Here is an 11,939-nt window from a genome sequence, read left to right on the forward strand (position 1 = left end):
GTAAGCATCACGTCATTGCCTTGAGAGTAAGACGGCAATGATTAGGCGGTCAGGTTCGCACCACCCAGTTCCTGCCAATAAAACTCTAAGCGATCGCTAAACGGTCCCCTGAGGCCGCGCGCTGTTGGATGAACGACGCGGACGACTGGAACTTTTATCCCTGCATTTTGTAACGCATCATGGGCATCGTTTCCGATCGCCAGCACCTTGTCCGGTTGGAAAGCTTCCACTTCCCGGCGGATCACGGAAAAACACAGAGTGCGAAGATCTTGATCAAGGCGTATGACGTTACGGCCAGCATACAACTTTATCGCGTCTGTTACCCAGACATCATACCCAGCAAGGACACATCGGCGGATGAGTTGCCACATCATACCCCAGTGTCGCCGTGTGCGGTGATAGTCGCTGTCGATCCCGAAGAAAGTCCCCACGGTCAACTTGGCTTCGTTTCCATCGCGTTTAGGGTCTTGAGCACAAAGCATGATCCGTCCCCGCGTGGGGCGGTCGGCAGACAGCAGGCACGGTAGATCGTAACCGATGGTCTTGTTGGCGTATGGCTCAAGTAAGTCTGTCTGCCATGCAACGCGGGGAATTTCTGGCATCATGCGGCCGGGTGCGTGACCATTGTAAAACTCATCTCGAAGCCGGTCAGAGATTTGCACGAGGACATCAGGGGCGAAGAGATCGCTCTGAGTTTCCACTAAGCTTGACCATGATGGCGGATTGAACAGAATGTCTGCGTCAAATTTCTTCAACTTGTCGGATGATGTCATGTTAATGGTAATGCCTTATAGCTAGTAAATGATATTCTAACCGCGTAATTTTCTGACCATAGTGCAGAAAGAACTTTGCGGTCAAACGGACCCGTATTTGATGCAAATACTGTTGTAATCAGAGCAGGTCAGCTTCGCATATCTGACGGCAACGCGAGGCAGAACACCAAGGGCTTTTTCGAATAGGTGTGTAAGTTTCTGCTGGTGAACTTCCTGAGCCGATTTTCTACAAAATGATGCAACAGCCATTTTAGTTGTTGAGAAAATTTCTCCCGAAAACTTCACGGGAATGGCTTAGTGTGGTCTGCGCGATGTGCTGCTGGGTCATCATAATGGAAATTAATCTCCACTTGCGTCCTATATTTCTATCTTATGAACAGGTTTAGCCACTGTTCCGCCTTGCATAGCTCAAGTTGTGAAGGCAATTTCGAGGAAATTCGGAGGTGATTGCCATGCAATTTGACTTGGCCAGTATTGAAACGCAGCTTGGCTTGCTGGAATGGCGAGATGGTCAGTTAGAGGCCATTACAAATCAATTGGAAACGGCATATCCCGCGTTGGCTGCGGAATCAGTTGCACGCATAAGCGCGATGACCTCTTTTGAGGTTGGAAGGGCACATATCAACCCACGTCCGTTGGCCGAGAGCCTCATTGCGCCATGGGCAGCGGAGCAAAGTCAAATTGCTGTTAGACGGGCCGAGGCGAGCTTGTCTGACCTGATCTCGACACTCCATCTTGATAGCGGCATCGGTGCCCACCTTGGCGCTGCCCTACCTGCGCTGGCTGGGGTCGGGATGCTCGCAGCTTCAGTCCTCGGGCTCCCCGCTCTTGTTTCATACGCCACGATAACCACGACGTCCTTATTCGTTTTTTCCACACCGACAATCAGTCTTCCCATTTTACTGGTAGGTGGGACGGTTCTTGCTGGGGTGTCGTTCGCTGGGGTCAAGGCATTTGATCAGGCCAAGGACAAGATGCGCGCTCATCTCGCCGGGCGAGTTCAAGGCCTCGCGCTATCTGCGATCTTTGGACATGGCCTCGCACCTGATGCGCGCTGCCTCCTCAATGATTTACAAGCGGCTGTCCTAAAGGCGGGCCAAACACGGCTGGAGGACATCGCCTGATGCCACTACTTTATGAAATCCCGTTGCATCTGCAGACAATGATCGGGTCTCAGCAAGCTTCGCTGGTGGGGGCTATGATAAAGGACAATGCCTCGGGATTGATCCTTGGCCATGTGCAGCAAGCCTCCGGCCTTGCTCCAATGCTGGGACAGGCACTAGGAGCAGTGGGGTCGTCTGGTTTTTCACCGCTTGGAATACTTTCGGTGGCGCAGAACGAAGGCATTAGGCGCGGTGTCGCCGAATTGCAAAACGGCATGATCCTGATGCAGAATTTGCAATACGGCACACTGGCATTGTCTGGCCTCGGACTTGGTGTCTCTATAGCCGGCTTCGCAGCAACCCTCGCGCGGTTGAAGGCCATTGAAGCTCGTTTAGAGGCGATTTCCGCAGCCGTAGATCAGGTGACGACAGATCGCCGTGAGGATGACCTTAAGTCAGTGTTTGCCGAAATTTCTGGTGATGTTCAAAATGTTGAAACTCTATCTCACCGCCGTGATCCGCAGCGCGTGGCCGAGCAGCTGCAGTTGTCTCTTGCGCGTTCGACCCGAAAAATCGAGCATTACTTCCTGCGTGAAGCTGAGCTGAGTCGGCGGACATCGCTTCCAATTGAGCAACTTGATCGGCTTTGGACACTAGCTGCCGCCATCCGACTTTGTCAGGAGTCGTCTATTCAAGCGCTGTTTGCGGCCGATGAGCTTGAGGTTGCGCAGCGCATGGGGCAATTCGAACTGGAGCGGCAGATAGCTCTCCTCCAGGTGCTCAGCCCCGATATTCTTAGCCGCCTAGTCAGCCGCGGTGAGCCAGATCCGGAAACCGCCCGTAGTCTTCGTCAAACTGCCCTTGGCCAAGCGCGGGCCTTGACCGATGGCATCAAAGGCGGTGTTCTTGCTATAGCTGGGCAAATTAGCATCGCCAGCACGTTGCGCGAAGAGGGGATGACGGGGATCGATTATGTCCGCCGGATCGGATCTGAAACCAACGTGCCCCTAGTTTGCCTCGTGCCACGCACCTAACCTTACCATAAATTGCTTTCTCTATTTGGAAAGCGGTCTGCCTCAAATCGGCCCGCTGTGATTGATAAGCGTTGCCCCTTACGTTGAAAGCCGTCTATTCTTCGACAACAAAGAATATTCAACCGTCTGCTTTTAAGGGGATGGAAGTGTTTATTACGGGTAAGATTTCATGGAAAAACGATCGCTCAGTGAGCGCGATATTTGCACAAAATTCATAACTCCTGCACTCCGCCTCAAAGGCTGGGACGAAATTACCCAGATACGTGAAGAAGTTAGTTTTACCAAAGGCCGCATAATTGTCCGCGGTAAATTGGTCAGTCGCGGCAAAGGCAAGCGTGCGGACTACATTCTTTCTGTAAAGCCTAACATACCGATCGCTCTCATCGAGGCCAAAGACAACAGTCAGGCGGTCGGGGCAGGGCTTCAGCAGGGGCTAGACTACGCTGAAACGCTGGATATCCCCTTCGTGTTTGCGTCTAATGGCGATGGTTTCGTGTTTCACGATCGGACCGGTATGTCGACGCCGCCAGAGGTCACTCTGACGTTAGACCAGTTTCCGTCGCCGGACGAACTCTGGGCGCGGTATCGGGCGTGGAAAGGTCTTTCGGATGAAGGATCAGAGATCGCACTTCAGGACTATTTCGATGACGGTAGTGGCAAAACCCCACGGTATTACCAAGTCAACGCCGTCAATTCGACAATTGAAGCCATTGCCAAAGGGCAGGACCGCGTTCTTTTGGTCATGGCGACGGGCACGGGTAAAACCTATACGGCATTTCAAATCATTTGGCGGCTTTGGAAAGCTGGGCAAAAGAAGCGTATCCTATTTCTTGCCGACCGGAATGTTCTTATTGATCAGACGATGGTGAATGATTTCCGGCCATTTGCGGGAAGTATGGCCAAGCTTTCAACGCAGGCGAAGACAATTGAACGTGCAGACGGAACCTCGACTGATGTAACATTGGCTTTGGATAAACACCGCCGGATTGACACTTCCTATGAGATTTATCTTGGCCTTTATCAGGCCATCACCGGCCCTAACGAAAGTCAGAAGCTCTATAAGGAGTTTTCACCTGATTTCTTTGATCTGATCGTAATCGACGAGTGTCACCGGGGCAGTGCTGCTGATGATTCTGCTTGGCGGGAAATCCTGGACCATTTCGGCTCGGCAACCCAGATCGGTCTGACCGCAACGCCTAAAGAGACTGAGTATGCCTCCAACATCGACTACTTCGGGGCACCCGTTTACAGCTATTCGTTGAAACAAGGCATACGGGACGGGTTCTTGGCACCCTATAAGGTGATCAAAGTTCACATCGACCGCGACGTTCAAGGCTATCGACCTGTGCAAGGGCAACTTGACCGTGCGGGCGAAGAAGTTGAGGATCGGATCTACAACGCCAAGGATTTCGATCGGACTCTGGTTCTGGACGATCGAACCAAACTGGTTGCCCATAAGGTTTCGGAGTTTCTGAAGCAGAGCGGCGATCGGATGGCCAAGACGATTGTATTCTGTGTTGATCAGGAGCACGCGGCGCGGATGCGGCAGGCGCTGATCAATGAAAATGCCGATCTGGTGGCGCAAAACCATCGTTACGTCATGCGTATCACAGGGAATGACAAAGAAGGCCTCGATCAACTTGGTAACTTTATCGACCCCGAAGCAGCCTATCCGGTAATCGTTACCACTTCGAGGCTTCTCTCGACTGGGGTGGATGCGCAAACCTGTCGCCTGATCGTTTTAGACCGAGAGGTCGGGTCAATGACCGAGTTCAAGCAAATCGTCGGTCGCGGCACGCGCGTTCATGAGGATACCCAGAAGCTGTTTTTCACTGTCATGGATTTTCGGGGGTCAACAAGCCATTTTGCTGATCCGGAATTCGATGGTGAACCTGTTCAAATCTACCAGCCTGGCCCAGACGATCCGATCACACCACCGGATGATGTTCCCCAGACCGATGATGAAGGCGCGCCCCTGCCAGATAAGCCTAGCGATGATGAAACGGTTCTCACCGATCACGTCGATCCGATTGCTGACAAGCAGGGCGGCGGACCGATCCGCAAGGTCTATGTCGATGGGGTCGGCGCAGTCATCGTGGCAGAGCGCGTTGAATACCTCGACGAAAATGGCAAGCTCGTTACAGAGTCTTTACGCGATTACACGCGCAAAGCCCTGAAGCGGCAGTTTGCCAGCCTTGATGATTTTCTCAAACGCTGGAATGGCGAAGGCCGAAAGCAGGCCCTGTTCGAAGAGCTGGAGGCCGAAGGTCTGCCGCTCGATGTTATCGCTTCGGAGCTGGGCAAGGATCTGGATCCATTCGACCTGATCTGTCACATAGCCTTCGACGCAAAACCACTGACCCGGCGTGAGCGGGCTGAAAGCGTAAAAAAACGCGATGTATTCACCAAATATGGGCCTCAAGCGAAAGCTGTTTTGGAGGCCTTGCTGGAAAAATATGCCGATGAGGGCGTTATGGACCTCGACGATCTTGGTGTGTTGAAGATCGCGCCATTCAGTGGCATGGGAAGTGTCGTTGAACTCGTCCGCGCTTTCGGCGGAAAACCTGGGTTCGAACAGGCCGTTCACGACCTGCAAGCTGCCATTTACAAAGAAAGCGCATAACTTATGTCCGTCCGAAGCCTTGTGAAATCTCTTCAGCAGATCATGTGGAAAGACACAGGGGTCGACGGTGATGCTCAGCGTCTTAGCCAGCTTGTTTGGATGTTCTTTCTAAAGATCATCGACGATCAGGATAAAGAGCTTGAGCTGACGAAAGAGAACTACAGATCGCCAATCCCTGTTGATTTGCAGTGGCGCACCTGGGCGGCAGATCCTGAAGGGATCACCGGCGATACGCTTCTGAATTTCGTGAATGAGACACTATTCCCAGAGCTCAAAGCTTTGCCTATTTTGGCGGGTTCGCGTGCAAAGGTCGTGCGCGATGTTTTTGAGGACACTTACAACTACATGAAATCCGGTCAGTTGATGCGCCAAGTGATCAACAAAATCAGCGAAGTCGACTTCAACAACCTGACCGAGCGCCAGCACTTCGGAGACATTTACGAGCAATTGCTGAACGACCTGCAAAATGCGGGCAACGCGGGCGAATACTATACCCCGCGTGCTGTCACGTCCTTCATGGTGCAACAGATGGATCCTCACCCCGGCGAGGTCTTGTTTGACCCGGCTTGCGGCACTGGCGGCTTTTTGACCTGCGCCATGCGCCACATGCGCGACAACTACGTCAAACGCCCCGAGCATGAGGTGCTGATGCAGGGCGCCCTGCGCGCCGTGGAAAAGAAACCGCTGCCCCACATGCTCTGCGTCACCAACATGCTGCTCAATGGGGTTGAGGAACCCGACTTCGTGCGCCACGACAACACGCTGGCCCGCCCGCTGGTCAGTTGGACCCGCGACGAACGCGTCGACATTGTCCTTACCAACCCACCCTTTGGCGGCAAGGAAGAGGACGGGATCGAATCCAACTTCCCCACCTTCCGCACCCGGGAAACCGCCGATCTGTTCCTTGCCTTGATCATCCGCCTGCTCAAACCCGGTGGCCGTGCCGCCGTGGTGCTGCCTGACGGCTCGCTTTTTGGCGAGGGGATCAAGACCCGCCTCAAGGAGCACCTGATGGAAGAATGCAACCTGCACACCATAGTGCGGCTGCCGAACTCGGTCTTCAAACCCTATGCCTCCATTGGCACCAACCTGCTGTTCTTTGAGAAGGGCACGCCCACGAAGGACATTTGGTATTGGGAACACAAGGTGCCCGAGACGCAGAAAGCCTATTCGATGACCAAGCCGATCCGGCTGGATCATCTGGATGATTGTGCCGCATGGTGGGGTGGCGCCGCGCGCGAAGGGCGCGTTGAGGGCCCGCAGGCGTGGAAGGTCACGGCAGACGAGATCAAGGGGCGCGGCTATAATCTTGACGTCAAGAACCCCCATACGGTGGTCGAGGATCACGGCGATCCTGAAACCCTGCTGGCCGATCTGACTGCGGCAGAGGCCGAGACAGCCGCCCTGCGCGACCAGTTGAAAGCGATCCTGACCGAGGCGCTGGCGAGATGAAGGACGCCACGTTTTCCTCTGCCCGCCTGCTAGCGCTTTACGACCGCATCAGCGATGCCGACGACGCCATCCCACGCCTGCGCCGCTTCGTGCAGGACCTCGCCGTGCGCGGCAAACTGGTGGAGCAGGACGCTAGCGACGAGCCTGCGGCGGAGTTGTTGGAGCGGATCGCGCAGGAGAAGGCGCGGTTGGTGAAAGCGAAAGAGATCAAAAAGTCAGAAGTAGAAAGCGTTACCCACGACGAAGAACCGTATGTTTTGCCAAGAAACTGGGCATGGACGCGACTTGGGTCGATTGGTGATTGGGGTGCAGGTTCAACACCGTCGCGCGGCAATTCTGAACTCTACGGCGGCTCGATGACATGGTTGAAATCGGGCGAGTTAAACGACAACACCGCCCTCGCGGGATCAGAGGAAACAGTTACCGAAATCGCCGTTAAAAAAGGTTCGTTCCGGGTCAACAAGCCCGGCGACGTTCTAATCGCAATGTATGGTGCGACGATTGGAAAACTTGCGATTCTTGCGGAAACGGCAGTTACAAATCAGGCCGTTTGCGGATGCACCCCGTTTGATGGCGTGGCCAACCGTTTTCTATTCTTGTTTCTGCTTGCCTACCGCGCAAAATTTCACGCAGCCAGCGAGGGGGGCGCGCAACCAAATATTTCTAAGGTGAAAATCGTTGGGACGCCATTCTCCCTCCCACCCCTCGCCGAGCAGCACCGGATTGTGGCCAAGGTCGATGAACTCATGGCGCTGTGTGATCAGTTGGAACAGGCCCGCGTGGGGCGCGAGGCGGTGCGGGACCGGCTGACCACCGCCAGCCTCGCTCGTCTGACCGCCCCAGACACCGACGCGGAGGCCTTCCAATCCCACGCCCGCTTTGCCCTGCAATCCCTCCCCACCCTCACCACCCGCCCCGACCAAATCAAAACCCTCCGCCAAACCATCCTGAACCTCGCTGTGCGTGGAAAACTGGTGGCGCAGAATACAGCGGACGAACCGGCGGAGGAGCTGTTAGGAAGAATTGCGCAGGAGAAGGCGCGGCTTTTGAAGAGTGGGGAACTCAAAAAGCAGAAACCGCTGCCGCCAATCGATGAAGATGAAATAAGATTTATTCTGCCCACTGGCTGGAAGTGGGCGCGGCTTGGAGACCTCAGCCAATTCGTAACAAGTGGCTCGCGAGACTGGGCCAAGCACTACGCAAATGAGGGTGCAATCTTTGTCCGAATGGGAAACCTGTCCAAAAACCATTATCAGCTTCGGCTCGATCATATACAGCGAGTGAATGCACCAGCTGGCGGCGAAGGTACGCGCACAAGCTTGGAGGGCGGCGATGTCCTCATATCGATCACGGGCGATGTCGGTATGCTTGGACTGATACCGGATGATTTTGGCGAGGCATACATCAACCAGCACACCGCGATGGTTCGGCCGATGCCTGACATGAAAGGACGTTATCTACCTGAACTTTTTCGCTCCCCTTTTGCTCAGGATCAATTCAACGCCCCGCAAAGAGGCATCAAGAACAGTTTCCGGCTGACCGATGTGACGCAGTTCGTCGTTCCCCTCCCACCCCTCGCCGAACAACACCGCATCGTGGCAAAGGTCGATGCCCTGATGGCGCTGTGCGATCAGCTGGAGGCAAGCATCACCACCACCGCCACCACCCGCAGCAAACTTCTCAACGCCCTCCTGCACGAGGCGCTGGAACCCGCCACCGAACTGGAAAGCGCATGACATTGAAACCCGTCGAGGCAGAGCGCCTTTTGTCCAACCGTTTTGGTGATCCGGCCAAAGCCCCGACCGATTATGTGATAGGTTTCCGCACCCGAACCGGGAAAGTTTTGGCGATGCATCGGCAGGCCAGCGAAACGAGGATCTGGTTTCAACCGCCGACGCCGCCCGAGATGGATGGGGTGGTCTTGTTGGCTGTGCCGAATAACGGGAATTCCAATATTAACGGCCCGCTGAGCCCATTGGCGCGTCCGGATACACTTCGAGTTGAAATTGACACTGCGGCAGCGTTGCAGAGATTCATCGACTGGTATGGCGGTGGCTCTGCGGTTGAGATCGAAGATACTCTGCCTGTGCCGCGTATCGCAGATTTCAAAGCAATCTTTGAGCGATTTCAAAGCCTGGTCACTGCCCGCTCGGGGCATCCGTTTGAAACCTTTGAGGATGGCCTCGCCGCGAGCTGGGAAAGCTATAAGCCGCTCCTGCGTAAACATGCCCTTGCGTTATTGGCGCCGGACAGCTGGGACGAGGCGAATATCGGTTCAGGCAGCATCCTCAGACATGTGATCGATGCGATAGAAATCCAGAAGGATAGTCGCACCAACCTGACAAACAACCTTTTGTTCTGGCAAAACCGGTATGGCCATGCCAACCGCGAGCACCGGATACTGTTGGAAGCGCTGCAAACACCAAATCAAACACGAGAAATGGAGCGGATACTTTTCGACTTTTATCGTGGCAACGCGGACGATGGTGCGACGTTCGACCGGTTGGCGGATATGGGTGGCAAGTATACGCTGATCGCCTATCTGTTCTTCCTCAAGGACATGGATCGCTACATGCCGATCCAGCCCACCGGATTTGACCGTGCATTCCGTGCGATGGATATTGATTTCTCTACCCTGCGACAGTGTTCATGGGACAATTACTCGACCTATCTTGCAATCCTAGCTGCGCTTCGTCCGCTTATCGCCAGTGAGGCAAAGCTGGCTTCCGTCCGATTGGTTGATGCGCATTCGCTTGTTTGGATTTTGGCGTCGCTTATGAAGCTGGAAGCCGCTGGGGAGCTGGCGGTTTCTGGAGGGAAGGCTTCAGATGGTCGCGTGCTGGGCGCGCGCGAAAAATCGATCATAGCGATGCGCCTTTCAGTAGAAAACACTGTCAAAGGGTCTAACGGTCAGGTTGTTGAACGGACGGTGAAGAACAAGGAATTGCGGATGTCGCGCGATGAATTGGAGGCCACTATCGCCCGACTGCTGGAGCTGCAAGGCGACCGTTGCGCGTTAACCGGCATTCGATTGCAATTTCATGGCGGCAATGCTGACAAAAACCTGTTGCCGTCACTGGATCGAATTGACAGTGACGGCCACTATGAGGACAAAAATCTACAGGTCGTCTGCCAGTTCATCAATTTCTGGAAGGGTGACAGTGACAATGAAGCGTTTTCCGATCTCCTCATGCTCGTAAGAAATCAAGTGGATTTGCGCGCCTGATGCCGTTGATGTAGCGGCTATGCTCTGCAAACTATGCTGAAGCTCGGTCGTAAAAAGATCGTTAATTGACGCAGACGAATTCGCAGCGTTCTTGATGCTTAGGGATCAATCCTAAACGATCTTACCGTTTCGAATGTCGAGCGCCTTAATAACGTCAACTACATGATAATGCACACGACCATCTACAATCGGTCTGTCATGGCCTGATCCGTTGTTTTCGATAATCTCGATTATTTTGTCAGGCAGTCGTTCCGGATCGATTGGCAGGCCCGCATCAAGTGCTGTTCGGATAAAATGGACGGTCACAAGAGTTTCGGTATAAATGTCGTCGCTTTCGGTTGGCCGCCGTTGCATTTTCGGGGGCTGAGGTGGTTGTAGTGGTCCGATAAAACGCGCCCTTTCACGTTGCAAATCATCAAGTGTGGGGCGTTTTTTCATGTTTTACCTTTTTGGTTCCATGGATTGGCCCGAAATATTAGCCAGTCAAGAGCGGGCCGCCTGAATTAGAGTTCAGGGTGCTTTCTAAGGTGATGCGGTAATCCCCCCCGAAAGTAAGGGGCTGCGGAAGTAGAATTTTCTCGGCAAGATGAACGAGGAGATTTTGAATGAAAATGACCAGATATAGCGAACCCCAGATCCTTGCGATCCTGCGCCAAGCCGAAGGTGGTGTGCCGGTGGCCGAGCTTTGCCGTGAACATGGCATGAGCAATGCGTCGTTTTACAAATGGCGTGCGAAGTATGGTGGCATGGATGCATCCATGGTCAGCCAGATGAAAGCCATGGAGGAAGAGAACCGCAGGCTGAAGCGGATGTATGCAGATCTGAGCATGCAGGCGGACTTATTGAAGGAAGCCCTCGGAAAAAAGTAACGGGGCCATCTCAGCGCCGCGAGATGGCCGAAACGGCGGTAGAGCGACGGGGCGTCAGCATCGCGCTGGCGTGCCGGGCCTTCGAGGTCAGCGAGACCTGCTATCGTTACAGCCCGAAGCTGAAAGACGAGAACGAGGTGATCGCCGATCTGCTGACAGGGCTGACGGATGCGCGCAAGACTTGGGGATTTGGCCTGTGTTTCCTGCATTTGCGCAACGTGAAGGGGCATCCGTGGAACCACAAGCGGGTCTACCGGATCTACTGTGAGCTGGAACTGAACCTGCGCATCAAGCCGCGCAAGCGGCTGAAACGGGAGAAGCCTGACGTTCTGGCGGTCCCGAACAGACCGAATGTGACCTGGTCCATGGACTTCATGGCGGATCGCCTCGGCGACGGCAGGGCTTTTCGGCTTTTGAATGTGTTGGACGACTTCAACCGCGAAGGGCTGGGGATCGAGGTTGATTTCTCGCTCCCTGCCGAACGGGTCATCCGCAGCCTTGATCGCATTATCGAATGGCGCGGAAAACCGGGCACGATCAGGGTCGACAATGGGCCGGAATATATCAGCGAAACACTGAGAAAATGGGCTGAGAAACATAGTGTTACGATCCAGCACATCCAACCCGGACAGCCCCAGCAGAACGCCTATGTCGAGCGCTACAACCGGACGGTTCGGCATGAATGGCTGGATCAATACATCATCGAAAGCATCGAGGAGGCTCAGGATCAGGCCACACAATGGCTCTGGACATATAACAACGACCGCCCGAACATGGGCATCGGCGGCATCACACCCGCTATGAAACTGAAAATGGCCGCGTAAGTTCTACAGATGCACCCCGTTAAAAAGGGGGCGAT

The 11,939-nt window shown here is 54.3% G+C and carries 9 protein-coding genes; 7 read left to right on the forward strand and 2 right to left on the reverse strand.

All coding sequences use genetic code 11. From position 1 onward, the window contains the following. Positions 1-41: 41 nt before the first annotated feature. Positions 42-773, reverse strand: coding sequence for a uracil-DNA glycosylase family protein (locus EOK75_RS00585; RefSeq protein ID WP_137192130.1), 732 nt, complete (start codon positions 771-773; stop codon positions 42-44). Between the two features lie 452 nt (positions 774-1,225). Between EOK75_RS00585 and EOK75_RS00590 the strand changes: the two genes are divergently transcribed. From EOK75_RS00590 to EOK75_RS00615, 6 genes are all read left to right on the forward strand, one after another. Continuing rightward, on the forward strand, positions 1,226-1,897 hold the full coding sequence (locus EOK75_RS00590; protein WP_137192131.1) for a hypothetical protein: 672 nt from the start codon (positions 1,226-1,228) through the stop codon (positions 1,895-1,897). Further along, positions 1,897-2,910: a hypothetical protein gene (locus EOK75_RS00595; RefSeq protein ID WP_137192132.1), complete on the forward strand. Its 1,014-nt coding sequence runs from the start codon at positions 1,897-1,899 to the stop codon at positions 2,908-2,910. The genes EOK75_RS00590 and EOK75_RS00595 overlap by 1 nt, the downstream gene beginning before the upstream one ends. A gap of 169 nt (positions 2,911-3,079) precedes the next feature. After that, positions 3,080-5,533: an EcoAI/FtnUII family type I restriction enzme subunit R gene (gene hsdR / locus EOK75_RS00600; protein ID WP_137192133.1), complete on the forward strand. Its 2,454-nt coding sequence runs from the start codon at positions 3,080-3,082 to the stop codon at positions 5,531-5,533. Between the two features lie 3 nt (positions 5,534-5,536). Further along, complete coding sequence (locus EOK75_RS00605; RefSeq protein WP_137192134.1) at positions 5,537-6,985, forward strand: class I SAM-dependent DNA methyltransferase; 1,449 nt, start codon at positions 5,537-5,539, stop codon at positions 6,983-6,985. Next, positions 6,982-8,721: a restriction endonuclease subunit S gene (locus EOK75_RS00610; protein ID WP_137192135.1), complete on the forward strand. Its 1,740-nt coding sequence runs from the start codon at positions 6,982-6,984 to the stop codon at positions 8,719-8,721. The genes EOK75_RS00605 and EOK75_RS00610 overlap by 4 nt, the downstream gene beginning before the upstream one ends. Beyond that, positions 8,718-10,211 carry a hypothetical protein gene (locus EOK75_RS00615; RefSeq protein WP_137192136.1) on the forward strand — a complete coding sequence of 498 codons (1,494 nt, stop codon included), beginning with the start codon at positions 8,718-8,720 and terminating at the stop codon, positions 10,209-10,211. The genes EOK75_RS00610 and EOK75_RS00615 overlap by 4 nt, the downstream gene beginning before the upstream one ends. A 111-nt stretch (positions 10,212-10,322) precedes the next feature. Here EOK75_RS00615 and EOK75_RS00620 read toward each other — a convergent pair whose 3' ends face one another. Continuing rightward, positions 10,323-10,649 (reverse strand): hypothetical protein, encoded by a 327-nt coding sequence (locus EOK75_RS00620; protein WP_137192137.1) that lies wholly within the window; start codon positions 10,647-10,649, stop codon positions 10,323-10,325. Between the two features lie 167 nt (positions 10,650-10,816). Between EOK75_RS00620 and EOK75_RS00625 the strand changes: the two genes are divergently transcribed. Then, positions 10,817-11,904, forward strand: a protein-coding gene (locus EOK75_RS00625; protein WP_137192138.1) for an IS3 family transposase whose coding sequence is annotated in 2 segments (ribosomal slippage) — positions 10,817-11,078 and positions 11,078-11,904 — 1,089 coding nt in all. Because the reading frame shifts where the segments join, the coding sequence is not laid out codon by codon here. The last annotated feature ends 35 nt before the right edge of the window (positions 11,905-11,939 follow it).

Source organism: Pseudorhodobacter turbinis (assembly GCF_005234135.1).
GTDB classification, from domain to species: Bacteria; Pseudomonadota; Alphaproteobacteria; order Rhodobacterales; family Rhodobacteraceae; genus Pseudorhodobacter; species Pseudorhodobacter turbinis.

Bases quoted from the DNA above. Each gene is read 5' to 3' on its own strand.
- EOK75_RS00605 (WP_137192134.1), top strand. From the start codon at position 5,537: ATGTCCGTCCGAAGCCTTGTGAAATCTCTTCAGCAGATCATGTGGAAA.
- EOK75_RS00585 (WP_137192130.1), bottom strand. From the start codon at position 773: ATGACATCATCCGACAAGTTGAAGAAATTTGACGCAGACATTCTGTTC.
- EOK75_RS00615 (WP_137192136.1), top strand. From the start codon at position 8,718: ATGACATTGAAACCCGTCGAGGCAGAGCGCCTTTTGTCCAACCGTTTT.
- EOK75_RS00590 (WP_137192131.1), top strand. From the start codon at position 1,226: ATGCAATTTGACTTGGCCAGTATTGAAACGCAGCTTGGCTTGCTGGAA.
- EOK75_RS00620 (WP_137192137.1), bottom strand. From the start codon at position 10,649: ATGAAAAAACGCCCCACACTTGATGATTTGCAACGTGAAAGGGCGCGT.
- EOK75_RS00595 (WP_137192132.1), top strand. From the start codon at position 1,897: ATGCCACTACTTTATGAAATCCCGTTGCATCTGCAGACAATGATCGGG.
- EOK75_RS00610 (WP_137192135.1), top strand. From the start codon at position 6,982: ATGAAGGACGCCACGTTTTCCTCTGCCCGCCTGCTAGCGCTTTACGAC.
- hsdR (WP_137192133.1), top strand. From the start codon at position 3,080: ATGGAAAAACGATCGCTCAGTGAGCGCGATATTTGCACAAAATTCATA.